The following is a 26,112-nucleotide window of genomic DNA, read 5'->3' as shown; positions in this document are numbered from 1 at the left end:
CGGCCTCCGCGGGCAGCCGCCGGGGGCCGATCGGGCACGGGGGAGCGGGGTCCGGGGCAGGCGGGGCCACGCCCGCCCGGCCGCTGTCGGTGGGTCTCCGTAGACTGGCGTACGTGAGTGACCTCCCTCCGAACGACAGCCCGCGCGACGACGAGACCGGCCCGGCCGACTCCTTCGACCAGTTCGACGACATCGTCGCCGCCGAGACCGAACGCGACCCGGACCTCGCCGTGATCGAGGCGGGCAGCCGCACCCTGCGCACCCAGGGCGGCCCGCCGCAGGGCGACGTCCCGGCCCGCCCCGCCGACCCCGAGGTGGACAGGGCGCTGCGCGAGGTCGAGGGGGAGCTCGTGGCCCGCTGGCCCGAGACCAAGCTGGACCCGTCGCTGCGGCGCATCGCCCTGCTGATGGACGTCCTGGGCGAGCCCCAGCGCGCGTACCCGTCGATCCACATCACGGGGACGAACGGCAAGACGTCCACGGCCCGCATGATCGAGGCCCTCCTCGGCGCCTTCGAGCTGCGCACCGGGCGGTACACGTCCCCGCACGTCCAGTCGATCACGGAGCGCATCAGCCTGGACGGCGCCCCCATCGACCCCGAGCGCTTCATCGAGGCGTATCAGGACATCAAGCCGTACGTGGACCTCGTCGACGCCAAGGAGGAGCACCGCCTCTCCTTCTTCGAGGTGCTCACGGGCATGGCGTACGCCGCCTTCGCGGACGCCCCGGTCGACGTCGCCGTCGTCGAGGTCGGCATGGGCGGCACCTGGGACGCGACGAACGTGATCGACGGCGCGGTCGCCGTCGTCACCCCCATCGACCTGGACCACACCGACCGCCTCGGCAGCACGCCCGCCGAGATCGCCGTGGAGAAGTCCGGGATCGTCAAGCAGGACGCGACGGTCATCCTGGCCCAGCAGCCGGTGGACGCCGCGCAGGTGCTCCTGAAGAAGGCCGTCGAGGTGGACGCCACGGTCGCCCGCGAGGGCCTGGAGTTCGGGCTCATCGGCCGCCAGGTCGCCGTCGGCGGCCAGCTGCTCACGCTGCGCGGCCTCGGCGGCGAGTACGAGGAGGTGTTCCTGCCGCTGCACGGCGAGCACCAGGCGCACAACGCGGCGGTGGCGCTCGCCGCCGTCGAGGCGTTCTTCGGCGTCGGCGCCCAGCGCGTGGAGCCCCTGGACATCGAGACGGTCCGCAAGGCCTTCGCCGCGGTGGCGTCCCCGGGCCGCCTCGAAGTCGTCCGCCGCTCGCCCACGGTCGTCCTGGACGCCGCGCACAACCCGGCGGGGGCCCGCGCCGCCGCCGCGTCCATCAGCGAGGTCTTCGACTTCAGCCGGCTGATCGGCGTCCTCGGCGTGAGCGACGGGAAGAACGCGCGCGGCATGCTGGAGGCCTTCGAGCCGATCTTCGCCGAGGTCGTCGTCACGCGGAACTCCAGCGACCGCGCGCTCGGCGCCGACGAGCTCGCGGCCATCGCCGTCGAGGTCTTCGGCGACGACCGGGTCCAGGTCGAGCCGCGCCTGGACGACGCCCTGGAGGCGGCGATCACCCTCGCCGAGGAGGAGGGCGAGTTCGCGGGCGGCGGCGTCCTGGTCACCGGCTCCGTCATCACCGTGGGCGAGGCCCGACTGCTCCTGGGGAGGGGCTGACCGCTGTGCGTACGCTCTGTTCTTCGACCCTCATCGGTGAGTTCCTCGTCATCGGCTTCGCCGGGCTGGTCGCCATGAAGGACCCGGACCTGGAGACGAGCACGGTCTGGACGGTGTGCGGCGTCGCGATGGCCCTGTCCGTCCTGCTCTGCGGCATGGTCACCCGGCCGGGTGGGGTCCAGCTCGGCTGGGCCCTCCAGGTCGCGCTGATCGCGAGCGGCTTCGTGGTGCCGATCATGTTCTTCATGGGGGCGATGTTCGCCGCGCTGTGGTGGGCTTCGGTGCACTTCGGCCAGAAGATCGACGAGGCGAAGGCGCGGTTCGCTGCGCTGGCCGAGCGGGGGGAGGCCTCCGGGGGCTGAGCCTGCCTCCCCCCGGGCCCCGGGGCCGTGCGTCGCGCTGCGCGCTCGTCCTCAAACGCCGGACGGGCTTTCTCCGGCCTCCGGCCTCGTCCTCAAACGCCGGACGGGCTATTTCCCCGAACTGCCGGAGTGGCCCGATATCGCGCTCACCCGATGGCCACCCTCCGTAGTGCCCCCGGTATCGTGCGGAATCCATCCCATGTGATCGTGAAAACACCTCTTGGAGCCGCACACCATGAGCCAGCGCACGCTCGTTCTTCTCAAGCCCGACACCGTCCGCCGGGGACTGATCGGGGAGATCATCGGCCGTATCGAGCGCAAGGCGGGCTGGGCCATCTCCGCGCTGGAGCTGCGCACCCTGGACCAGGACACGCTGGAGGCGCACTACGGCGAGCACAAGGGCAAGCCGTTCTACGAGCCGCTGGTCGCGTTCATGGCCTCCGGCCCGGTGGTCGCCCTCGTCATCGAGGGTGAGCGCGTGATCGAGGGAATGCGCCAGCTCGCGGGCCCGACCGACCCGATCGCCGCCGCCCCCGGCTCCATCCGCGGCGACTTCGGCAGCATCGTCCGGGAGAACCTCGTGCACGCCTCCGACTCCGAGGAGTCCGCCGAGCGCGAGCTCAAGATCTTCTTTCCGGCTCTCGTCTGAGGCTCCGGGTTCTGACATGTAGTCAGTGCGATCGCTCCACCGACCAGGGACGGCCGAAGAAATTCGGCCGTCTTTTGGCATATGCGCCCCGATTGGGGGAACCCGTGCCTCGGATGGCACGTCTCCAAGAGCGGGGCGCCACATCATCTGCTGACAATGGCGGAGACCCTCGCGCCGTGCGCGTGCGGGCGAGACTACGATGGAAGCCTCCACGCCACACAGCACCCACCTCGCCTACCTAACAAGCCATCACACGCTCCACTAGGGAAGGCCAGACGCATCCTCATGGGGAACAACATGTCGTTCATCGGCCGTGACATGGCTGTCGACCTCGGGACCGCCAACACGCTGGTGTACGTCAGGGGTCGGGGGATCGTACTCAACGAGCCGTCCGTCGTCGCGATCAACACCAACACCGGCGGCATCCTCGCGGTCGGCGCAGAAGCGAAGAAGATGATCGGGCGCACGCCCGGCAACATCGTCGCGGTGCGTCCGCTGAAGGACGGCGTCATCGCCGACTTCGAGATCACCGAGCGGATGCTCCGCTACTTCATTCTGAAGATCCACAAGCGTCGCTATCTGGCCCGCCCGCGCGTCGTCGTCTGTGTGCCCTCCGGTATCACCGGGGTCGAGCGCCGCGCCGTCATCGAGGCCTCCTCGCAGGCGGGTGCCCGTCAGGTGCACATCATCGAGGAGCCCATGGCCGCGGCCATCGGCTCCGGCCTCCCGGTCCACGAGGCCACCGGCAACATGGTGGTGGACATCGGCGGCGGCACCACCGAGGTCGCCGTCATCTCCCTCGGCGGAATCGTCACGGCACAGTCCATCCGCGTCGCGGGCGACGAGCTGGACAACGCGATCATCCAGCACATCAAGAAGGAGTACTCCCTCCTCCTCGGTGAGCGCACGGCCGAACAGATCAAGATCACCATCGGCTCCGCGTACGACATGGACGCCGACGAGCACACCGAGATCCGCGGCCGCGACCTGGTCTCCGGCCTGCCCAAGACCGTGGTGATCTCCGCGGCCGAGGTCCGCAAGGCGATCGAGGAGCCCGTCAACGCCATCGTCGACGCGGTCAAGACCACGCTCGACAAGTGCCCGCCCGAGCTCTCCGGCGACGTCATGGACCGCGGCATCGTCCTGACCGGCGGCGGCGCGCTCCTGCGCGGCCTCGACGAGCGGCTGCGCCGCGAGACGGGCATGCCGATCCACATCGCCGAGGACCCGCTGGACAGCGTGGCGCTCGGCTCCGGCAAGTGCGTCGAGGAGTTCGAGGCGCTGCAGCAGGTGCTCGACGCCCAGCCGCGTCGCTGACCCCTGCGGGACGCGCCGGGAAGGCGGCGTCCCGCCGTGTGACACCAGGCGCCCGGTCACTACAGTGGCCGGGCGGCCGCGTCCGCTGACCGGACGTCACGACCCGCACACGACCTGACGTGAAAAGGTCCGCCGTACGAGTGCCTGCCGCCTCGTGCGGCGGATCGTTGATATATAGGCAAGGCATAAGAATTCCGCGGACTTCGGGGCTCCGGGGACCCCGCGGGCTCACATTCCGCAGATTCCTACTTGAGGAAGGCACGGCCGCCGCACGTGAGGGACACACGAGAGAGCCGGCTGCTCCTGGTGCTGCTGATCGCCATCGCGTTCGCACTGATCACGGTGGACATCCGCGGTGGCGAGGATTCACCGGTCGACGGTGCCCGACAGGCCGCCGCCACGGTCTTCGGGCCGGTCGAGGACGGCATGGCGGGCGCAGTGGACCCGATCGGCAACGCCATCGGCGCGGTCCGCGACTCCGGCGGCCGCCACGACCGCATCGCCCAGCTGGAGCGGGAGAACGCCGCGCTCAAGGCCAAGCTCGGCAGCGACGACCGCAACCGCAGCCGGGTCAAACAGCTCGACTCCCTGCTCAAGACCGCGGGCGCGGGCCAGTACGGCATCAAGGGTGCGGAGGTCATCGGCATAGGAGCGGCCCAGGGCTTCTCCTGGACGGTCACCATCGACGCGGGCGCGAACGACGGCCTCAAGCGCGACATGACGGTCCTCAACGGCGACGGCCTGGTCGGCCGCGTCACCACCGTCGGCCCGTCCACCGCGACGGTCCTGCTCGCCAACGACCCCGACTTCACCGTCGGCACCCGCATGGAGAAGACCGACGAGCTCGGCTTCGCCTCCGGCCAGGGCGACCGCCCGCTGCGCGTCCAGATGCTCAACGGCAAGGCGAAGATCAAGAAGGGCGACCGTCTGGTCACCTTCGGCTCCCAGGCCGACAAGCCGTTCGTGCCGGGCGTCCCCGTCGGCGAGGTCGTCCGCGTCGACCCCTCCGGCGGCGACCTGACCCGCAACGTATACGTCCGGCCGTACGTCGGCTTCACCAAGCTGGACGTCGTCGGCGTCGTCGTCGAGGCCCCCCGCAAGGACCCCCGCGACACCGTGCTGCCCGACAAGCCCGCCAAGCCCAAGCCCGCCCCCACCGTCACGGTCACCGCGACGCCGTCCGGGCAGGCTCCCGCCGACGGGGCCGACGGCACCGCGCAGAACGAGCAGTAGGAGCACTGACACCATGCGCTTCAACCGGATCCTGCTCTCCGGCGCCCTCGTCGTGGTCGCCCTCGTCGTCCAGGTCAGCGTGCTCGCCCGGCTCCAACTCCCGGGCGCGGTACCCGATCTGGTCCTGCTCACCGTCCTCGGCCTCGCCTTCGTGTACGGCCACGTCGGCGGCGCCCTGATCGGCTTCGGCGCGGGCCTGCTCACCGACCTGGCACCGCCCGCCGACCACGCCGCGGGGCGCTACGCCCTCGTGCTGTGCGTCATCGGCTACCTCGCGGGCCTCGCCAAGCCCGAGACCGGACGGCTGCGCTCCGCCAGCGGCCCGCTCTTCGTCGTGGTCGGCGCCGCCGTCGGCTCGACGCTCCTGTACGCGGGCGTGGGCGCCCTCGTCGGCGACGACGCGGCCCGCCACGTCGGCCTCGGCGGACTCCTGTTCACGGCCGCCCTGTACGACCTGCTGCTCGCGCCGTTCACCATTCCGCTGATCATCGCGCTCGCCCGCCGCGCCGAGAACGACCCGCTGGGCGAGACCGCCTCGGGCGCCAAGGCCGCCGACGTCTCCTCGGGCTTCCTGTCCTCCGGCACCGGCCTGAGCATCGGCAGCCAGCGCGGCGGCGGCCTGCGCACCAAGGCGGCCAAGGTCCGCGCCGCCCGCGCCGGACGCATCAAGGGGGTCAAGCGCCTGTGAGCGCACCGCAGTCGACCTACGGCGAGGCCGCGCACCCGTCGGCGTACGGAACCGGGGGAGGAGCGCAGCAGTGACCCACGCCCATCCGTCGCCCGCCACCGCCCTTGCGAAGAATGGGCCGCGCCCATGACCAACATTCCTGAGACGGGCCGCACGCCACGCGTCCAGATCCGCCTCGTCGTCATCCAGATCCTCGTCGTCTCGCTGCTCCTCACCCTCGGCGGCCGCCTGTGGTACCTCCAGGTCCGCAACGGCGCCGAGTACGCCGAGGAGGCGTCCGGCAACCACGTCCAGCAGGTCGTCCAGCCCGCCGTGCGCGGTGAGATCCTCGACGCCCGCGGCGTGCCCATCGCCGACAACCAGACCCGCCTCGTGGTCTCCGCGTCCCGCACCGAGCTGATGAAGATGAAGGACGACGGCAAGGGCGTCCTCGCCAAGCTCGCCGACGTCCTCGGCATGAGCGCCAAGGACGTCTCCGACAAGGTCAGGCTCTGCGACTCCAAGACCCCGCAGCCCTGCTGGAACGGCTCGCCGTACCAGCCCATCCCCATCACCGACGAGGCCACGCCCAAGCAGGCCCTGCAGATCCGCGAGCGCTCCGAGGACTTCCCCGGCATCACCGCCGAGCCCACCGCCGTGCGCCGCTACGCCGCCCCCGGCAAGTCCAACACCGCGCAGGTCCTCGGCTACCTCTCGCCGGTCACCGACGACGAGATCAACAAGGCCAAGGACACCGACTCGCCGTTCCTGCGCTCCGACCAGGTGGGCCGCTCCGGCCTGGAGCGGACGTACGACAAGCAGCTGCGCGGCAAGGCGGGCGTCACCCGCTACGAGGTCGACAACCTCGGCCGGGTCATAGGGAAGGCCAAGTCCGACAAGGCCGAGCCCGGCTCCAACGTCGTGACCAGCATCGACGCCCGCGTCCAGGCGGTGTCCGAGTACTGGCTGAACAACGCCATGAAGAAGGCCCGCGACGAGTTCGACAAGAACACGGGCGAGAACTACAAGGCCGACGCGGGCGCCGTCGTCGTCATGGAGAATAAGACCGGGCGCGTCGTCGCCATGGCCTCCAACCCGACGTACGACCCGAACGCCTGGGTCGGCGGCATCTCCGGCAAGGACTACGCCGAGCTCACCGGCAAGAAGTCCAACTACCCGCTCCTGAACCGCGCCATCCAGGGCCAGGCCGCCCCCGGCTCGATCTTCAAGGTCATCCCGACGACCGCCGCGGTCAACGCGGGCTACGAGTTCAACGGCCGCTACCCCTGCCCCAGCTCGTACTCCATCGGCGGTCAGGTCTTCAAGAACTTCGAGTCCCAGGGCCACGGCAGCATCACGCTCGGCCAGGCCCTGGAGGTCTCCTGCGACACCGTCTACTACAAGCTGTCGCACGACGAGTGGCGCAAGGACGGCGGCAACAAGCCCGCGAAGGACCCCAAGGACTGGTTCTACCGGACCGCCCACCAGTTCGGCCTCGGCAAGGAGACCGGCGTCGACCTGCCGAACGAGGTCAGCGGCCGCGTCCCCGACCGCCAGTGGAAGAAGGACTACTGGAAGGCCAACAAGGACGCCTGGTGCAAGCAGGGCAAGAAGAGCGGCGACTACGCCGAGCGCATCGCCTACGAGAACTGCCTCGAAGGCATGAAGATGCGCGCCGGTGACTCCGTCAACTACTCCATCGGCCAGGGCGACACCCTCGTCACGCCCATCCAGATGGCCACGATCTATTCCGCCATCGCCAACGGCGGCACCCTCTACAACCCCACCGTCGGCAAGGCGATCATCAGCCCCGACGGCAAGCACGTCGAGGAGATCAAGCCCAAGGCGCACGGCAAGCTGCCCATGGACGCGGCCCTGCGCAAGGACATAGACGGTGCCCTCGCCGACGTCGCCACCAAGGGAACCGCCGCCTGGCGGTTCGGCGGCTGGCCGCAGGACAAGATCCCGATGCACGCCAAGACGGGCACCGCCGAGGTCTACGGCAAGCAGACGACGTCGTGGTTCGCGACGTACACCAAGGACTACTCGATCGTGATGACGATCTCCCAGGGCGGTACGGGCTCCGGCGCGTCCGGGCCCGCCGTGCGCCAGATCTACAACGCGCTGTACGGCCTGGACGACAGCGGCAACCAGGACCTCAAGAAGGCCCTGCTGCCCCAGCCGCAGAAGTCCCTGCCGAAGATCGAGGCCGACGGCTCCATCGACGCCCCGAAGATCAAGCCGTACAAGCCCGGCAAGCCCAAGCCGCCGCAGGAGCTGACCGACCAGCAGCAGGACCAGGATCAGCAACAGGACCAAGACCAGGACCAGCAGCAACAGGACCAGCAGCAACAGGACCAGGACCAGCAGGAACTCGCGGGCGCGCCCGCGGGCTGGAGGCGCGACTGATGGCCGGCACCAGCGGTTTCTCCGTCTCGGGCTACGGCCCCGAGCGCTCCACCATGGCCCGCCTGTTCGCCCGCGACTCGCTGCTGCGCAGGCTGGACTGGTGGATACTGCTCGCCGCCCTCGCCCTCTCCGTGATCGGCTCGGCGCTCGTCTACTCGGCGACCCGCAACCGCACCGAGCTGGTCGGCGACGACCCGTACGCCTTCGTGACCAAGCACGTGATCAACATCGGCATCGGCCTCGCGCTGATGGCGGGCACGATCTGGCTCGGCCACACCATGCTGCGCACCGCCGTGCCGATCCTCTACGGCATCTCGGTCTTCCTGATCCTGCTCGTCCTGACCCCGCTCGGCGCGACCGTCAACGGCGCCCACGCGTGGATCGTCATCGGCGGCCAGTCGCTCCAGCCCTCCGAGTTCTGCAAGATCACCATCATCCTGGGCATGGCGATGATGCTCGCGGCCCGCGTCGACGCGGGCGACCGGGAGCACCCCGACCACCGCACCGTCGTCCAGGCCCTCGGCCTCGCCGCCGTACCGATCATGATCATCATGCTGATGCCCGACCTCGGCTCGGTCATGGTGATAGTGATGATCGTCCTCGGCGTCCTGCTCGCCTCCGGCGCCTCCAACCGGTGGGTCTTCGGACTGCTCGGCGCGGGCGCGCTCGGCGGCGTCGCCATATGGCAGCTCGGCGTCCTCGACGACTACCAGATCGCCCGCTTCGCCGCCTTCGCCAACCCCGCGCTCGACCCGGCGGGCGTCGGCTACAACACCAACCAGGCCCGCATCGCCATCGGCTCCGGCGGCCTCACCGGCACCGGGCTCACCCACGGCTCCCAGACCACCGGCCAGTTCGTGCCCGAGCAGCAGACCGACTTCGTCTTCACCGTCGCGGGCGAGGAACTGGGCTTCGTCGGCGCGGGCGCGATCCTGCTCCTCCTCGGTGTCGTCCTGTGGCGCGCCTGCCGCATCGCCCGCGAGACGACCGAGCTGTACGGCACGATCGTCGCCGCCGGGATCATCGCCTGGTTCGCCTTCCAGGCCTTCGAGAACATCGGCATGACCCTCGGCATCATGCCCGTGGCGGGCCTGCCGCTGCCCTTCGTCTCCTACGGCGGAACCTCCATGTTCGCCGTCTGGGTGGCCGTCGGCCTCCTCCAGTCGATCAAGGTGCAGCGGCCGCTGTCGGCCTGATCCCGTCGCCGGGGCGCCCAGGGACTGCCGGGCGCCCCGGATCGCGTCTAGATTCGGCTCATGGCGGAGACGAAGCGCGAGATCGAGCGGAAGTACGACGCCGGGGCCGGACAAGGCCTCCCCGACCTACGCGGCGTCGCCGGAGTGGCCGACGTCATCGACAAAGGCGTCGCCGACCTCGACGCGGTCTACTACGACACCCCCGACCAACGCCTGGCCGCCGCCGCCATCACCCTGCGCCGCCGCACCGGAGGCTCCGACGCGGGCTGGCACCTGAAGCTCCCCGTCTCCCTCGCGGACGGCGTGCGCGACGAGGTCCAGGCCCCCCTGTCGGACGACGTGCCGCCCGCGCTCACGGGGCTCGTCCGCGCCCGGGTGCGCGACACCCCCCTGGTGCCGCTCATGCGCCTCCGCTCGGCGCGCGCCGTACGCCACCTCGTCGACGCCTCGGGCACCCTCCTCGCGGAAGTCAGCGTCGACGACGTACGGGCACAGCGCCTGCACGACGGCTCCGCCACGGCCGCCTGGACGGAGCTCGAGGTCGAACTGGCGGAAGGGACGGCCCCGACCCTCCTGGACAAGGTCGAGAAGAGGCTGAACAAGGCCGGGGTGAGCCGCGCGAAGTCCACGTCGAAGCTGGCGAGGGCGCTGGCGGAGACGGCGGACCCCACCGGGAGCGAGCGTCCGGCGCGGCCCCCGGCGCCCGGCACGGACGACTCGGCCGGCACCCACGTCCTGGCGTACCTCCACGCACAGCGCGAGGCCCTCGTGGCGATGGACCCCGCCGTCCGCCAGGACCTGCCCGACTCCGTCCACCAGATGCGCGTGGCGACCCGCCGCCTCCGCAGCGCCTTCAAGACGTACCGCAAGATCCTGGACCGGAACGTCACCGATCCGCTCGGCGAGGAGCTGAAGTGGCTGGCCGGCGAACTGGGCGTGGACCGCGACCGCGAGGTCCTCACCGAGCGCCTGACGGCCGCCCTCGCGGACGTCCCCCGCACGCTGCGCCTCGGCCCCGTCCGCGCCCGCCTGCGGATCTGGTCGATCGCGGGCCGCACCGGATCGCGCCGCAAGACGGTCGCCGTCCTCGACTCGGCGCGCTATCTGGCCCTCCTCGACGCCGTCGACGCGCTGCTCGCCGACCCGCCGCTGCGCGAGGCCGCCGCGGCCCCCGCCGGGAACGCCCTGCCCAAGGCGGTGCTCAAGGACTTCGACCGGCTCGCGGCCCGCGTGGACCAGGCCCTCGCCCTGGCCCCCGGCGAGGAGCGCGACCTGGCGATGCACGAGGCCCGCAAGGCCGCCAAGCGCGCCCGGTACGCGGGCGAGGCCGCGAAACCCGCCCTGGGCAAGCCCGCGAAGCGCTTCGCCAAGCGGATGAAGGCCGTGCAGAGCGTCCTCGGTGAGCACCAGGACAGCGTCGTCGCCCGCGAGGCCCTGCGGAACCTGGCGATCCAGGCGCACGCGGCGGGCGAGTCCGCGTACACCTGGGGCCTGCTGTACGGCCGCGAGGAGGCGGCCGCGGCGGACCGGGAGCGGGAGCTGCCCGGGGTGTGGGCCAGGGCGGCGGCACCGAAGGTGCGGGGCGCGCTCGGCGGCTGAGCCCGCGGCGGGGTGGGCCGATCGAGGTACGGGGCGCGGCCCCGGCCACGTTAGGCTTGAGGGTCACCCCTGTCAGCTCACGAAGGTCCAGCGATGTCTGTCGAGTCGGTTTTCCCGCAGCTCGAAGCCCTGCTCCCGCATGTGCAGAAGCCGATCCAGTACGTAGGCGGCGAGCTCAACTCCACGGTCAAGGAGTGGGACGCCTGCGACGTCCGCTGGGCGCTCATGTACCCGGACGCGTACGAGGTCGGCCTGCCCAACCAGGGCGTCATGATCCTCTACGAGGTCCTGAACGAGCGCGAGGGCGTCCTCGCCGAGCGCACGTACAGCGTGTGGCCGGACCTTGAGGAGCTGATGCGGGAGCACAAGGTCCCGCAGTTCACGGTGGACAGCCACCGCCCCGTCAAGGCCTTCGACGTGTTCGGCCTGAGCTTCTCCACGGAGCTCGGCTACACGAACATGCTGACGGCCCTGGACCTCGCGGGCATCCCGCTGGAGTCCAAGGACCGGACCCTCGACGACCCGATCGTCCTCGCGGGCGGCCACGCGGCCTTCAACCCCGAGCCGATCGCGGACTTCATCGACGCGGCGATCATCGGCGACGGCGAGCAGGCCGTACTCGACATGACGGAGATCATCCGCGCCTGGAAGGCGGAGGGCCGCCCCGGCGGCCGCGAGGAGGTCCTCTTCCGCCTCGCGAAGACCGGCAGCGTCTACATCCCGGCCTTCTACGACGTCGAGTACCTCCCGGACGGCCGCATCGGCCGCGTCGTGCCGAACAAGTCCGGCGTGCCGTGGCGCGTGTCCAAGCACACCGTCATGGACCTCGACGAGTGGCCGTACCCGAAGCAGCCGCTGGTCCCGCTCGCCGAGACCGTCCACGAGCGCATGTCCGTGGAGATCTTCCGCGGCTGCACGCGCGGCTGCCGCTTCTGCCAGGCGGGCATGATCACGCGCCCGGTGCGCGAGCGCTCGATCACGGGCATCGGCGAGATGGTCGACCGAGGTCTGAAGGCCACGGGCTTCGAGGAGGTGGGCCTGCTCTCCCTCTCGTCCGCCGACCACTCCGAGATCGGCGACATCGCCAAGGGCCTCGCGGACCGCTACACCGAGGACAAGATCGGCCTGTCCCTCCCCTCCACCCGCGTGGACGCCTTCAACGTCGACCTGGCCAACGAGCTGACGCGCAACGGCCGCCGCTCCGGCCTCACGTTCGCCCCCGAGGGCGGCAGCGAGCGCATGCGCAAGGTCATCAACAAGATGGTCTCGGAAGAGGACCTCATCCGGACCGTCGCCACCGCGTACGGCAACGGCTGGCGCCAGGTGAAGCTGTACTTCATGTGCGGCCTGCCCACCGAGACCGACGACGACGTCCTGCAGATCGCCGACATGGCGATGAACGTCATCCAGAAGGGCCGCGAGGTCTCCGGCTCGAACGACATCCGCTGCACGGTGTCCATCGGCGGCTTCGTGCCGAAGCCCCACACCCCGTTCCAGTGGGCGCCGCAGCTCAGCGCCGAGCAGACGGACGAGCGCCTCGCCAAGCTGCGCGACAAGATCCGCGGCGACAAGAAGTACGGCCGCTCCATCGGCTTCCGCTACCACGACGGCAAGCCCGGCATCGTCGAGGGCCTCCTCTCCCGCGGCGACCGCCGCATCGGCGCCGTCATCCGCGCCGTCTACGAGGACGGCGGCCGCTTCGACGGCTGGCGAGAGCACTTCTCCTACGACCGCTGGATGGACTGCGCCGACAAGGCCCTGCCCCAGTTCGGCGTGGACGTCGACTGGTACACCACCCGCGAGCGCACCTACGAGGAGGTCCTGCCCTGGGACCACCTGGACTCCGGCCTCGACAAGGACTGGCTCTGGGAGGACTGGCAGGACGCCCTCGACGAGACCGAGGTCGAGGACTGCCGCTGGACCCCGTGCTTCGACTGCGGGGTGTGCCCGCAGATGGACACGCAGATCCAGATCGGCCCGACCGGCAAGAAGCTGCTGCCGCTCACGGTCGTCAAGTAGCGGGTCGCGCTCGTCGCAGTTCGGAAACGGGGGGAACGGGGCGTCGGTGACGGCGTCTCACTAGGCATGGACCTTGAGAAGCGGCTCCCGTCGGAGCCGGAGCCGCAGCCGCAGTGGAAGCCGTGGCCCGAGCGGGTGCCGGAGGTGGCCGGCGAGCCGGTGGCCACCGTGCCCGTGTCGCTGGCGAAGGGCGCCCCCGAGCCCGCCCAGCGGGCCGAGGGGTGTCTCGTGGTGGCGCTGCGGCTGCCGGTGCGGATCGTGGTCCTGGTGCTCGTGGTGCCGGTGCGGATCGTGTGGGACGCCCTGGTGGTGTGCGCGCGGTTCGTGTACGACCGGGCGCTGCGGCCGGTCGGGCGGGCGCTCGGGTGGGTCTGGCGGGGGATCGCCGCCGTCCTCGCCTTCGTCGGCAAGGTCCTCTTCGTCTGGCCCTGGGCGGCCCTGTGGCGCTATGTGGTCAAGCCGGTCGGGCTCGGGCTCCTCTGGCTGCTCCGCCTCCTGGTCGTCGTCCCCGCCGTGTGGGCGTACCGGCGGGTGCTCACCCCGGTCGGGCACGGGCTCGTGTGGCTGGGGCGGATGCTCGTGGTGGTGCCCGCGCGCTGGCTGTACGCGCGCTTCCTGACGCCGGTCGGACACGGTCTCGCATGGCTCGCGCGGGGCGTCTGGTGGGTGGTGCGGGGCATCGGCCTCGGGTTCTGGTGGGTGCTGCGGGGCATCGGGGTCGTCGTCGGCACTCTCTTGCGGTGGATCTTCGTGGTGCCCGCCGTCGCCCTGTGGCGGTGGGTGCTCGCTCCGGTCGGCCGGGCCGTCGCCTTCGTCGCCGGGGAGATCGGGGACGCGTTCGGACACGCATGGCGGATCGCCGGGCACGTCTCGCGGGCCGTGTGGGGCTTCCTCCGCCACCTGTTCAAGCTGCTGTGCGTGGAGCCGGTGCGCTGGGTGTACCGGCACCTCTTCACGCCGGTCGGGCACGTCCTGCGCGACGCGCTGTGGCGCCCGGCGGGCCGGGCGGCCCGGGCCGTGGGCCACGTCGCCCGCGCGGCGCTCGGCTCCGTGCGCGAGAGCGCGCGGGAGGCCCGGGCGGACTTCCGCAGGATGCTGTTCGGCACGTCCCGCGAGAAGGTGCCCGTCACCGGCGCCGCCGAGGCCCGGCGGGAACCGGACACTGTCCGGGGACGTACCCTAGGCAGTGGTAAGACCCCACTCACGAAGGACTAGACCACTGGGCAAGCGACAGCCCGAAGGCCCGCCGCCCGCGCCCGTGGCGCAGCGCATCCGTCTGCGTTACACCAAGCGCGGCCGCCTCCGGTTCACCAGCCACCGTGACTTCCAGCGCGCCTTCGAGCGGGCGCTGCGCCGCGCCGAGGTGCCCATGGCGTACTCGGCGGGCTTCACCCCGCACCCGAAGGTGTCGTACGCCAATGCCGCACCCACCGGCACGGGCAGCGAGGCCGAGTACCTGGAGATCGCGCTCACCGAGCCCCGCGACCCGCAGGAGCTGCGGGAGCTGCTCAACGAGTCGCTGCCCGCCGGGCTCGACATCACGGACGCCGTGGAGGCCCGTACCTCCGGGCTCGCCGACCGCCTCACCGCCTCCGTCTGGGAGCTGCGCCTCGACGGCGTGGAGACCGCCGACGCCGAGCGGGCCGCCGCCGCCTTCCGCGCCGCCGAGACCGTCGAGGTCCAGCGGCGTACGAAGAACGGGATGCGCACGTTCGACGCCCGCGCCGCCGTCGTGAGCCTGGGCGCCCTCACCCCGGAGGCGCTCGCCTCCGTCGCTGATAGGCCGACCGACAAGCCCTGTGCGATACTGCGGCTGGTTGTACGGCACGTGACACCTGCCGTCCGACCCGACGACGTCCTGTCCGGTCTCCGAGCTGTGGCCGACCTGGCGCCGCCGGTCCCCGCAGCGGTGACCAGGCTGGCGCAGGGGCTTTTCGATGAAGAGACCGGCACGGTGACCGACCCGCTCGCGCCCGACCGCGAGGCAGTCACGGCCGCCCCGGCCGATCGGCACTCCGATGCGGGGGCCGCCGAAGCTGCCGCCGCGAAGGCGCCGGTGCCGGAAGGTCCCGCGTAGGGGCGCTCGCCGAGCACACCGCAGCGCCGCCCTTGGTACTCGGGAGCCACCTGGGCCGGGCGGCGCACTGACCAGAAGACTTTCGCCAGGCCGTCCGCCAGGAGCGTACGGAACCGGCGAGACAAGACATAGACAGCTCCCGTGCGGCGCCCACGCCCTCGGATGGCGGCCCCGCGCGACACGCGAGGGCCGCGGGTACGTCCGGCTTACGGCGCGGCGCCCGGGAGCGTGACGGGAGAACCGCCCGCATGCTTGAGCCGAACGACCCCACTGAGGGCTCGCAGAACAGCAGCACCCCCAGCGACACGCTGCCGCCGCGCCGTCGGCGCCGCGCCGCGTCGCGCCCCGCGGGACCGCCCGCCGGCACCGCCACGGACGCCGCGCCGGCCATACCGGCCGCCCCCGCCACCGTGGACCCGGACGCCGAGGAGACGGACGGGACGGCCGCCGAGGCCCTCGCCGCCGAGCAGGCCGAGGCCGCCGAGCCGTCGGTCGCCGAGGCCGCTGAGACCGTTGAGGCGGCTCCTGCGGCGCGTACGCGTCGGCGTGCGACGCGTAAGGCGTCTGCCCCGGCCGGTGCGCCCAAGGCCGCCGAGGAGGCCCCGCAGGAGGCCGAGGCCGCCGAGCCGTCGGTCGCCGAGGCCGCTGAGACCGTTGAGGCGGCTCCTGCGGCGCGTACGCGTCGGCGTGCGACGCGTAAGGCGTCCGCTCCGGCCGGTGCGCCCAAGGCCGCCGAGGAGGCCCCGCAGGAGGCCGCAGAGGCCCCCGCTGCCGCCGAGCCGGTGGCCGCTGAGACCGCCGCCGAGCCGGTCGCCGTCGAGGCCGAGGCCGCGCCGCGGCGTTCGCGCCGCCGTGCCACCCGTGGCGTGACCGCGCCCACCGCCGAGCCGCAGGCCGAGGCCGCGCAGACCGAGCAGCCCGCTGCCGCGGAGGAGCCCGCCGCCGAGGCGCCGCAGGCCCCGCAGGCCGCGGAGGAGGCCGACGCCGCGCCGCGCCGTTCGCGCCGCCGTGCCACGCGCGCCGTCTCCGCCCCCGCCGCCGAGCCCGCCGAGCCGCAGGCCGAGGAGACCCCCGACGTGCCGGAGACCCCCGCCGCCGAGGCCGCCGAGGCCCCCGCCGCCGCCGAGTCCGAGGCGCCCCGCCGCGCCCGTCGCCGTGCCACGCGCGCCGCCGCCGCGCCCGCCGCCGAGGCGGAGGCCGCGCAGGCCCCGAAGACCGCAGAGGCCCCGCAGGCGCCGCAGGCCGCCGACGAGGCCGACGCCGCGCCGCGCGCCCGGAGCCGTCGCCGCGCCACCCGCAAGGCCGCCGCCGGGTTCACCGCGCCGCCCGCCGAGTCGCGTACCCGGGGCGAGGACGAGGGCGGACGGCGCCCCGCGCGCCCCGCCGTCGCCATGTTCCAGGCGCCGGTGTTCACCGAACCGATGTTCCAGACCCCGGAGCGGGCCGCCGCCGCTGCCGCCGCCGAGGCGGCCGAGGCGGAGACCGCGCCCGCGCCCGCCCCCGTGGCCCCCGCCGCGCCCGCCGCCGAGGAGGAGACGGGCCCGCGCCGTCGCCGTCGCCGCCGCGCCGCCGACGAGCAGCCCGCCGAGGCCCCGCAGCCCGTCGAGGCCGTGGAGCCCGCCGAGGCCGAGGAGCCGCAGGACGCCGACGCCGAGGCCGAGACCGGTGACGCCGCCGAGGGCGAGGAGGCCGGCGAGCGCCAGGGCCGCCGTCGCCGTCGTGGTGGCCGTCGCCGCCGTCGCGGTGAGTCCGCCGACGCCGACGGCATCGACGGCTCGGACGAGGACATCGCCGCCGAGCAGGCGGAGCAGGACGCCGAGGACACCGCCGAGCAGGCCGCGGAGGACGCCGAGGAGGCCGACGAGGCCGCCGAGGGACCGGCGGGCTCCAGCAGCAGCCGTCGCCGTCGCCGCCGCCGTCGCCGCGCCGGTGACGCCGCCGAGAGCGAGCCGGGCGAGGGCGACCCCGAGCGCACGGTCGTGAAGGTCCGCGAGCCGCGCAAGAAGTCCGCGGACGACGGCACCCCGAGCGACGAGGTGCAGTCCATCAAGGGCTCGACCCGTCTGGAGGCGAAGAAGCAGCGCCGCCGCGAGGGCCGCGAGCAGGGCCGCCGCCGGGTGCCGATCATCACCGAGGCCGAGTTCCTGGCCCGCCGCGAGGCGGTCAACCGCGAGATGATCGTCCGCCAGAACGGCGACCGCACCCAGATCGGCGTCCTCGAGGACAACGTGCTCGTCGAGCACTACGTCAACAAGGAGCAGTCGACGAGTTACGTCGGCAACGTCTACCTGGGCAAGGTGCAGAACGTCCTGCCGTCGATGGAGGCCGCCTTCATCGACATCGGCAAGGGCCGCAACGCCGTCCTGTACGCCGGTGAGGTCAACTTCGAGGCGCTCGGCATGGCCAACGGGCCGCGCCGCATCGAGTCCGCCCTGAAGTCCGGCCAGTCCGTGCTCGTGCAGGTCACCAAGGACCCGATCGGCCACAAGGGCGCCCGCCTGACCAGCCAGGTCTCGCTGCCCGGCCGCTACCTGGTCTATGTGCCCGAGGGCTCGATGACCGGCATCAGCCGCAAGCTGCCCGACACCGAGCGGGCGCGTCTGAAGACCATCCTCAAGAAGATCGTCCCCGAGGACGCGGGCGTGATCGTGCGCACCGCCGCCGAGGGCGCGAGCGAGGACGAGCTGCGCCGCGACGTCGAGCGGCTCCAGGCGCAGTGGGAGGACATCCTCAAGAAGTCGAAGATGACCACGACCAGCTCGCCGAGCCTGCTGTACGGCGAGCCGGACATGACCGTCCGCGTGGTCCGCGACATCTTCAACGAGGACTTCTCCAAGGTCATCATCAGCGGTGACGACGCCTGGCAGACCATCCACGGCTACGTCTCGCACGTCGCGCCCGACCTGGCGGACCGGCTCCAGCGCTGGACCTCCGAGGTCGACGTCTTCGCGACGTACCGGATCGACGAGCAGCTCGCGAAGGCGCTCGACCGCAAGGTCTGGCTGCCGAGCGGCGGTTCGCTGGTGATCGACAAGACCGAAGCCATGGTCGTGATCGACGTCAACACCGGCAAGTTCACCGGTCAGGGCGGCAACCTCGAAGAGACCGTCACCAGGAACAACCTGGAGGCGGCCGAGGAGATCGTGCGCCAGCTGCGCCTGCGCGACCTGGGCGGCATCGTCGTCGTCGACTTCATCGACATGGTCCTGGAGTCCAACCGCGACCTCGTCCTGAGGCGGATGCTGGAGTGCCTGGGCCGGGACCGTACGAAGCACCAGGTCGCCGAGGTGACCTCGCTGGGCCTCGTCCAGATGACCCGCAAGCGCGTGGGCCAGGGCCTGCTGGAGTCCTTCTCCGAGACCTGCGTCCACTGCAACGGCCGCGGTGTGATCGTGCACATGGACCAGGCGACGTCGGCCGGTGGCGGCGGCAAGCGCAAGAAGCGCGGCCGCGGCGGTGCCGAGCACACGCACGAGGCCCCCGCCGCCGTCGAGGCCGAGGACACCGCGACGGAGACGGCCGCCGAGGTCGAGGCGGAGACCGCCGCGCCGGTGGCCCTGCCCGAGCCGGACTTCGCGGCGGACGAGGAGCTGTACAGCAGCGCCGCGGAGGCCGAGGCGGCCGCGGCGTCCCGGGGCCGTTCGCGGCGCCGGGCCACGCGCCGCGCGTCGGCTCCGGCGGGCGCGCCCAAGGCGGAGCAGGCCGCCGAGGCTCCCGCCGCGGCGGAGCAGCCCGAGCAGTCGCCCGAGGCCGAGCGGCCGGAGTCCGGCAGGAAGGCCAAGAAGGCCAAGTCCGGCACGGCGAAGGCGCGGTCCGCGAAGGCCGAGGCCGCGCAGGCCGAGCCCGTGCGGAGCGAGCCCGTGACGGTCGAGGCCGTGACGGTCGAGGCCGACACGGCGGAGCCCGTCGAGGCCGCCCCGGTGGCCGAGGCCCCGGCGCCCGCCGTCGAGGACGACGCCGCTCCCAAGGGGCGTACGCGCCGCCGCGCGACCCGTAAGGCGTCGGCTCCGGCCGGTTCGCCCAAGGCCGCGGGCGACGCCGAGGTGATCGTCACGGAGGCCGCCAAGCAGGAGCCGACGGCCCCGGCCGAGCCGGAGCCGGTGGCCGCTGCCGCCGAGCCCGTCGCGGAGCCGGTCGCACCGGCCGTCGCGGAGCCCGTCGCCGAGGCCCCGGCCCGGCCGCGCCGCCGCGCCGTCCGCAAGGCGACCGCGCCGACCGCGTCGGAGGACGCGGCCGTGGTGGTCCTGCCCGCGGCGGACAAGCCCGCGGAGCAGGCCGACACGGCGGAGCGGACGGACAAGGCCGAGCAGGCCGCCCCCGTCGCCGAGGCCGCCGAGCCGGAGCAGGCCGCCGAGGCCCCGTCCGCGACCGCCGCCGAGGCGTCTGCGGAGGAGGCCCCCGAGGCCGAGGCCAAGGCCGCCAAGAAGACGGCCCGCAAGACGGTCAAGAAGGCCACTGCCAAGAAGGCCGCCACGAAGAAGACGGCGGCCAAGAAGACGGTGGCCAAGACGGCGGCGGCCAAGAAGACCGCGGCCAAGAAGACGACCGCGAAGAAGACGACGGCCAAGAAGGCGGCGAAGAAGACCACCGCCAAGAAGGCCGCGGCGGCCGAGCAGTCGTCGTCCGCTGTCGCGGCCGACGCGAGCTGACCCGAGAGGGTCCGGCGACCGCGGAGGTCAGCGGATCGGAGCCCCCGTCCGGCGTACGCGCCGGGCGGGGGCTCCGGCGTTCCCGCGCTCCACCATCACCTATCCGTTGGGGATGTCCGGTTCCGGCCCGTACTTGGTGCCGGGGCGGGATACCTGTAAGACTCACCGGGTCCGTTGAGCAAGGGGAGGGATGGACATGGCGGGAGCACGTCCACACGGGATACGCCTGAGGGGCACGGGGCGCCACCGGGCGGTACGGCCCGCCAGGGGAGGGCGCCAGGCCGCCGCGCTCGCCACGGTCCTGTCGGCCGCCACGCTGCCGGGCGCGGCCACCGCCACTGCCGCGCCCGCCGGGACGCCCGCCTGGCCCGAGGGCCCCGTCTTCAACGACCCGCTGGGCACCGTCGACCAGCAGCACGCGATCCAGACCCGGCTCATCGAGCTGACCGACGCGGCCGTGGAGGGCTCGACCATCAAGGTCGCCGTCTACCACGTCTGGGAGGCGCCCATAGTCGAGGCGCTCGTCGGCGCCCACAAGCGCGGGGTCAACGTACAGATCCTGCTCGACTCGACCAGCAAGACGGACCGTCCGGACAACACCGCGTACGCCACGCTCGTCAACGAGCTCGGCGCCAACCGGACCAAGTCCTCCTTCGTGACGCTGTGCCCGCCGAACAAGTCGTGTCTCGGCGACCCGAAGTACGGCAAATCGATCATGCACAACAAGTTCTGGCTGTTCTCCGAGGTCAAGGGGGCCCGGGACGTCGTCGTCCAGACCACGTCGAACTCGACCCCGTCGGCGCACACCAAGTTCTTCAACGACGCGCTGCTGCTGCCGGACAACCCGGCCATGTACGACGCGTTCTCCGAGTACTTCACCGACATGGTCGGCAGGAACTGGGAGGCCTGGGACTACCGCACGGCCAGCAGCGGCCGCTACAAGGCGTACTTCTTCCCGCGCGTCGGCACGGTCAACGAGACCGACACCATGTACTCGGTCCTGAACAACGTCTCGTGCACCTACAAGGACGCACGCGGCGTCAAGCGCAGCACCAAGGTCCGCGCCTCCATCTTCAAGATCACGCGCAAGCAGATCGCCGACAAGCTGGTCGCCCTGCAGAAGGCCGGCTGCTCCGTCGACCTCGTGTACGCCGAGACGGACAGCGCCAAGAGCCAGAACGGCAGGCCCGGCACCTGGGAGGGGCTGCACAAGCCCGGCGGCCCGGCACTGCGCTGCTTCAACGACGACCGGGACCCGCTCAGGCCCGGCCAGAAGCTCGTCACGCCGTACATCATCCACAGCAAGTACGTGCTGATCGACGGCAAGTACGACGGCAAGGTCAAGAAGGTGTCCTTCACCGGCTCGCAGAACTACACCGCGCCCGCGCTGCGCGAGAACGACGAGCTGATCGTCAAGGTCGACGACGACGCCGTGCACAACACGTACCTCAAGCACTTCAACCGCGTGAAGAAGGTGGCGTGGCCCGGCACCAAGGACAAGACGGACCTGTGCCGCGGAGTGAAGCCGCTGCCGCCGGACGGTGAGAAGCCCACGCACTAGGACGCGGGTCACAGGGGGCGGAGCCCGGTTTGACCCGTACGGGTGGGCCCCGTAATCTTGACCGTCGGCGTGTCCATACGTGCGCCCATCCTCGTAAACCTTCTTCCCTCCCGGAATTCCTACGGATCTTCGGGAGAGGCCGACCGCGCTGTCGCGCCGGACGGCTGGACTGCGGGGATTCCGTTCCGAGCGAGAGAGAGATCCGCGTGTACGCCATCGTGCGCAGCGGTGGTCGCCAGCACAAGGTTGCTGTCGGCGACATCGTTGAGGTTGACAAGATTTCCACCGCCAAGGTTGGCGACACGGTCGAGCTCTCGACCCTGCTCGTTGTCGACGGCGAGTCCGTGACCAGCGACCCGTGGGTCCTGGCCGGCATCAAGGTCACGGCCGAGGTCGTGGACCACCACAAGGGCCAGAAGATCGACATTCTGCGCTACAAGAACAAGACCGGCTACCGCCGTCGCCAGGGTCACCGTCAGCAGTACACGGCGATCAAGGTCACCGGCATCCCCACGGCTGCGAAGTAAGGGACTGAGACAAGATGGCACACAAGAAGGGCGCATCGTCCACCCGGAACGGTCGCGACTCCAATGCTCAGCGGCTCGGCGTGAAGCGCTTCGGCGGTCAGGTCGTCAACGCCGGTGAGATCCTGGTCCGCCAGCGCGGCACCCACTTCCACCCGGGCTCGGGCGTCGGCCGCGGCAAGGACGACACCCTGTTCGCCCTGGACGCCGGCGCGGTGGAGTTCGGTACCCACCGCGGCCGCAAGGTCGTGAACATCGTCCCGGTCGCCTGAACGGCACTCTGACCGGAACTTTCGCGAGGCGGACCTCACTTCCCTGTCGGGAAGCGGGTCCGCCTTTCGCGTGTTTTGAATAGACACAGCACAGCTAGACCATTTCGTACTCCCCCGGCCCCGCGGCCGGGGGGACCCTTCCAGGAGGCACTGAACCATGACCACCTTCGTGGACCGCGTCGAGCTGCACGTCGCCGCGGGTAACGGGGGCCACGGCTGTGCCTCCGTCCACCGTGAGAAGTTCAAGCCGCTCGGCGGCCCGGACGGCGGCAACGGCGGCCGTGGCGGCGATGTGATCCTGGTCGTCGACCAGTCGGTCACCACCCTGCTCGACTACCACCACAGCCCGCACCGCAAGGCCACCAACGGCAAGCCCGGCGAGGGCGGCAACCGCTCCGGCAAGGACGGCCAGGACCTGGTCCTGCCGGTGCCGGACGGCACGGTCGTCCTGGACAAGCAGGGCAACGTCCTCGCGGACCTCGTCGGCCACGGCACCTCCTACGTCGCCGCACAGGGCGGCCGCGGCGGCCTCGGCAACGCGGCGCTCGCCTCCGCCCGGCGCAAGGCCCCCGGCTTCGCGCTGCTCGGCGTGCCCGGCGACGCGGGTGACGTGGTCCTGGAGCTCAAGACCGTCGCGGACGTGGCGCTCGTCGGCTACCCGAGCGCGGGCAAGTCCTCGCTGATCTCGGTCCTGTCCGCCGCCAAGCCGAAGATCGCCGACTACCCCTTCACGACGCTCGTGCCGAACCTCGGCGTCGTCACCGCGGGCTCCACCGTCTACACCATCGCCGACGTGCCCGGCCTCATCCCGGGCGCCAGCCAGGGCAAGGGCCTCGGCCTGGAGTTCCTGCGCCACGTCGAGCGCTGCAGCGTGCTCGTGCACGTCCTGGACACCGCGACCCTGGAGTCCGACCGCGACCCGGTCTCGGACCTCGACGTGATCGAGGCCGAGCTGCGGCAGTACGGCGCGGGCCTGGAGAACCGGCCCCGGCTCGTCGTCCTCAACAAGGTCGACATCCCCGACGGCCAGGACCTCGCCGACATGGTCCGGCCCGACCTGGAGGCGCGCGGCTACCGCGTCTTCGAGGTCTCCGCCGTGGCCCACAAGGGCCTCAAGGAGCTGTCGTTCGCGCTCGCCGAGTTCGTCGCGGGGGCGCGGGCCGCCAAGCCCCAGGAGGAGGCCACGCGCATCGTCATCCGGCCCAAGGCCGTCGACGACGCGGGCTTCACCGTGACGCGCGAGGACGACGAGGGGGCGCCCCTGTACCGCGTCCGCGGTGAGAAGCCGGAGCGCTGGGTCCGCCAGACCGACTTCAACAACGACGAGGCCGTCGGCTACCTCGCCGACCGGCTCAACCGCCTCGGCGTCGAGGACCAGCTGATGAAGGCGGGTGCCCGCGCGGGCGACGGCGTCGCCATCGGCCCCGAGGACGCCGCCGTCGTCTTCGACTGGGAGCCGTCGATGTCCGCCGGCGCGGAGATGCTCGGCCGCCGCGGCGAGGACCACCGCTTCGAGGCGCCGCGCCCCGCCGCGCAGCGCCGCCGCGACCGCGACGCGGAGCGCGACGAGTCGGAGCAGGAGTTCAAGGACTTCAACCCGTTCTAGCCGTACGCGGCCGCCGTGCCGCCGCGGCCCGCACGCCGAAGGGGCCCGGAGCGAATCACTCGCTCCGGGCCCCTTCGGCGTATCGGCGTGCTACGCGGACTCCAGCTCCTCCGCGGCGGCCTCGGCCGCCTCGGCGGCTGCCTCTTCCGCGGCCTCCTCCCGCTGCGCGGGAATCTCCGCGGCGACCCGCGCGGCGGCGCGCACGCGCCGCGCGTCGGACTTGGCGCACAGCGCCATCGCCGCCGCGTTGAAGCGGACCAGGGAGGGCGGGTCGGAAGGACCGAGGAGGTGCTCCTTGAGCTCGGCGCGCGCCTCGGCGTACACGTCGCGGCCGGGGTCGCGCACGGCGGCCAGGAGCTCGGGCACGCCCTCCGCCTCGGGCGACAGGATGGCCGCGGCCCGCACCGTCGGGAAGCCGGCGCGGAAGTCCGCCTCGCTCAGACCCGAGGTGTTGGCCACCGCGTACGGCTTCTCGCTGCTCAGCCAGTCGGACACGACCGAGGAGACGTCGCTGATGAGCACGTCGGCCTGGTTGAAGCAGGAGAAGATCGCCGGTCGCGACTCGGTGATGATCTGGTGCTCCCACTCCGGCAGGGCCGCCCAGTAGGCGGTCTCCCAGGCGAGCGTCGCCTCGATGATCGCGGCGCGGATGTCGCCGTCGGGCTTGCCCTGGAGCATCATGCGCTCCTGCTCGTCCGCGCCCTTGCGGAACTTCTTCGCCGTGAGGAGGTTCAGCTCCTCGGTGCGCCGGGCCAGCTCGGCCTCGGCCTCGGGGCCGGGCCGGGCGCCGGAGCGCTGGACGTTGGCCTCGCGGATCATGGCCTTGATGCGCTCGTTGGCGGCGCCCGCGGCCGGGATCTGGGAGCCGGTCATCGGGTGCGGCTTGTAGATCAGGCGCACACCGGGGTCGGCGAGCAGGTTCCGGACGATGTTCTCGCCCGCGAGGATGACCGAGGTGTTGCCGGGGTTGCCGTCCCAGCCCTCCCAGGTGGGCGCGTACAGGACGGTCGTGTACGCACCGGTGGGCGCGCCCGCGTACGGGCGGATCGGGGACAGCTGCGGACGGCCGACCTCGACGACGTCCTGGTCGGCCACGCCGATGTCGGCGAGCTGGTAGCGCTCGCGCGCGGCGGGTCCCGCGACCCACACCTCGTCGTACGCCTTGGCGTACGGGTTGCAGGAGGACAGCTTGTCGCTCTCGCCGTGGTTGATGAAGGCGTGCTTGATCGACGGGATGCGCAGCACCTGCGAGGTCTTCGCGGCGTTCGCCGGGTGCAGGAGCATCTTCAGCGTCGACTGCTCCAGGGAGAACATCGTGGCGACCTTCGGGAAGCAGATGATCGGCACGTCCGTGGAGTCGATCTTCTGGACCATGAAGCGCTCACGGAGCACGATCAGCGGGTTGCCGTCGAGCTGCGAGAGCGTGGAGAGCCACATGTTGGCCTGGTACGCGGAGGTGGTGCCGCCGGAGAAGTACATGCCGACGGTCGGCCGGTAGTCGGCCAGCCACTGGTCGAGCCACTCCATGACCGCTTCGGTGTTCTTGGCGCGCTTCTTGGGGAGCAGCCAGGTCATGAGGTAGACGACGCTGCCGCCCAGGAGCGCCAGGGAGATGCCGAGGCCGATGCCGCCCCAGTACGCGTCGGTGGTGGCCGCCGTGAGCAGCAGGCCCAGGGTCGTCGGCACCGAGAACAGGAGCAGGCGGCGCGCGTGCTGGCGGGCCAGCAGGCGCGGCGGCGCGGCGGTGAGGTGCAGCGCGGACGTGTCGATGTTCCGCGTGAGCACCGGCAGCTGGCGGCTGCGGCGGACCATGACGGCGGTCGCCGTGCAGGTGAAGTGCAGGGCGAAGAAGACGAGCAGCGAGACGGTCAGCGGCGACTGCTCGGCGAGCGGATCGATGCCGTCGATGCGCAGCAGGCCGACGAGGATCAGCATGTCGCGCAGCAGCTGCCGGACGATGACGTCGAAGCGGACCTTGCCGAGCAGGGAGAGCAGCCCCGGCTGCTTGTACTGCAGGTAGATGTCGAGCGCGAGGTTCGCCGCGGAGGCGGCGATGAACACCGGGACGTACGGAATCAGCGCGGTGGCGAGCTGTGCCGCGAAGAGTGCGAACATCGTCAGCAGCGCGGTGAGCTGCACGATGCGGCGGTTGGCGAGTCCGGCGGAGGGCACGGGCTTGAGCTCCTGGCGGGGGGCGGTCGGACAGGGCGGGGGCGGTACTGGAGTCCGGACGTGGGGACGGGGCCCGCTTCAGACGAGGCTCGTCACTCATCCGGATAAGAGGAAGACCCCTGACCGTATGACGCCGGGTGCCTCCGTAGCA

Annotated in this window: 18 protein-coding genes; 17 read left to right on the top strand and 1 reads right to left on the bottom strand. The window is 71.8% G+C overall.

The features are described 5' to 3' along the window. The first annotated feature begins 113 nt into the window (after positions 1 to 113). The 17 genes from C9F11_RS14660 to obgE all read left to right on the top strand — a co-directional run bounded on the left by C9F11_RS14660 (position 114) and on the right by obgE (position 23,789). Entirely contained in the window at positions 114 to 1,649 is a 1,536-nt protein-coding gene (locus C9F11_RS14660) for a folylpolyglutamate synthase/dihydrofolate synthase family protein (protein ID WP_138959715.1), read from the top strand. Between the two features lie 5 nt (positions 1,650 to 1,654). Continuing rightward, positions 1,655 to 2,011, top strand: coding sequence for a DUF4233 domain-containing protein (locus C9F11_RS14655; RefSeq protein ID WP_138959714.1), 357 nt, complete (start codon positions 1,655 to 1,657; stop codon positions 2,009 to 2,011). Between the two features lie 235 nt (positions 2,012 to 2,246). Then, a complete protein-coding gene (ndk, locus tag C9F11_RS14650) occupies positions 2,247 to 2,660 on the top strand; it encodes a nucleoside-diphosphate kinase (protein ID WP_138959713.1) in 414 nt (137 codons plus the stop codon). Positions 2,661 to 2,957: 297 nt separating this feature from the next. Next, positions 2,958 to 3,977, top strand: a complete 1,020-nt coding sequence (locus tag C9F11_RS14645) for a rod shape-determining protein (RefSeq protein WP_030362602.1) — start codon at positions 2,958 to 2,960, stop codon at positions 3,975 to 3,977. A gap of 273 nt (positions 3,978 to 4,250) precedes the next feature. Continuing rightward, complete coding sequence (gene mreC / locus C9F11_RS14640; protein WP_138959712.1) at positions 4,251 to 5,210, top strand: rod shape-determining protein MreC; 960 nt, start codon at positions 4,251 to 4,253, stop codon at positions 5,208 to 5,210. A 13-nt stretch (positions 5,211 to 5,223) separates the two neighbouring features. Continuing rightward, positions 5,224 to 5,898, top strand: coding sequence for a rod shape-determining protein MreD (gene mreD, locus C9F11_RS14635; RefSeq protein ID WP_138959711.1), 675 nt, complete (start codon positions 5,224 to 5,226; stop codon positions 5,896 to 5,898). A 126-nt stretch (positions 5,899 to 6,024) separates the two neighbouring features. Beyond that, positions 6,025 to 8,286: a penicillin-binding protein 2 gene (gene mrdA, locus C9F11_RS14630; RefSeq protein ID WP_138959710.1), complete on the top strand. Its 2,262-nt coding sequence runs from the start codon at positions 6,025 to 6,027 to the stop codon at positions 8,284 to 8,286. Beyond that, a complete protein-coding gene (rodA, locus tag C9F11_RS14625; protein WP_138959709.1) occupies positions 8,286 to 9,482 on the top strand; it encodes a rod shape-determining protein RodA in 1,197 nt (398 codons plus the stop codon). The genes mrdA and rodA overlap by 1 nt, the downstream gene beginning before the upstream one ends. A 60-nt stretch (positions 9,483 to 9,542) precedes the next feature. Next, the gene (locus tag C9F11_RS14620; protein WP_138959708.1) at positions 9,543 to 11,081 is read left to right on the top strand and encodes a CYTH and CHAD domain-containing protein; all 1,539 of its coding nucleotides are present in this window, start codon (positions 9,543 to 9,545) and stop codon (positions 11,079 to 11,081) included. Between the two features lie 93 nt (positions 11,082 to 11,174). Further along, entirely contained in the window at positions 11,175 to 13,100 is a 1,926-nt protein-coding gene (locus tag C9F11_RS14615) for a TIGR03960 family B12-binding radical SAM protein (RefSeq protein WP_138959707.1), read from the top strand. Between the two features lie 66 nt (positions 13,101 to 13,166). Beyond that, a complete protein-coding gene (locus tag C9F11_RS14610; RefSeq protein ID WP_249401738.1) occupies positions 13,167 to 14,315 on the top strand; it encodes a hypothetical protein in 1,149 nt (382 codons plus the stop codon). A 43-nt stretch (positions 14,316 to 14,358) separates the two neighbouring features. Next, a complete protein-coding gene (locus C9F11_RS14605; RefSeq protein WP_249401737.1) occupies positions 14,359 to 15,177 on the top strand; it encodes a TIGR03936 family radical SAM-associated protein in 819 nt (272 codons plus the stop codon). 248 nt (positions 15,178 to 15,425) lie between these two features. Then, positions 15,426 to 19,826: an Rne/Rng family ribonuclease gene (locus C9F11_RS14600; protein ID WP_138959706.1), complete on the top strand. Its 4,401-nt coding sequence runs from the start codon at positions 15,426 to 15,428 to the stop codon at positions 19,824 to 19,826. 196 nt (positions 19,827 to 20,022) lie between these two features. Next, complete coding sequence (locus C9F11_RS14595) at positions 20,023 to 21,387, top strand: phospholipase D-like domain-containing protein (protein WP_138959705.1); 1,365 nt, start codon at positions 20,023 to 20,025, stop codon at positions 21,385 to 21,387. A 206-nt stretch (positions 21,388 to 21,593) separates the two neighbouring features. After that, a complete protein-coding gene (gene rplU / locus C9F11_RS14590) occupies positions 21,594 to 21,914 on the top strand; it encodes a 50S ribosomal protein L21 (RefSeq protein ID WP_030673925.1) in 321 nt (106 codons plus the stop codon). Between the two features lie 14 nt (positions 21,915 to 21,928). Then, the gene (gene rpmA / locus C9F11_RS14585) at positions 21,929 to 22,183 is read left to right on the top strand and encodes a 50S ribosomal protein L27 (protein ID WP_010986870.1); all 255 of its coding nucleotides are present in this window, start codon (positions 21,929 to 21,931) and stop codon (positions 22,181 to 22,183) included. Positions 22,184 to 22,340: 157 nt separating this feature from the next. Beyond that, positions 22,341 to 23,789, top strand: coding sequence for a GTPase ObgE (obgE, locus tag C9F11_RS14580; protein WP_138959704.1), 1,449 nt, complete (start codon positions 22,341 to 22,343; stop codon positions 23,787 to 23,789). A gap of 90 nt (positions 23,790 to 23,879) precedes the next feature. Here obgE and C9F11_RS14575 read toward each other — a convergent pair whose 3' ends face one another. Next, positions 23,880 to 25,961 (bottom strand): hypothetical protein, encoded by a 2,082-nt coding sequence (locus C9F11_RS14575; protein ID WP_138959703.1) that lies wholly within the window; start codon positions 25,959 to 25,961, stop codon positions 23,880 to 23,882. Positions 25,962 to 26,112: the final 151 nt, after the last annotated feature.

Origin of the sequence: Streptomyces sp. YIM 121038, assembly GCF_006088715.1 — a bacterium.
Classification (GTDB): Bacteria; Actinomycetota; Actinomycetes; order Streptomycetales; family Streptomycetaceae; genus Streptomyces.
Note: the sequence above shows the minus strand (reverse complement) of the source record. Positions and strands in the feature narration are given on the sequence as shown.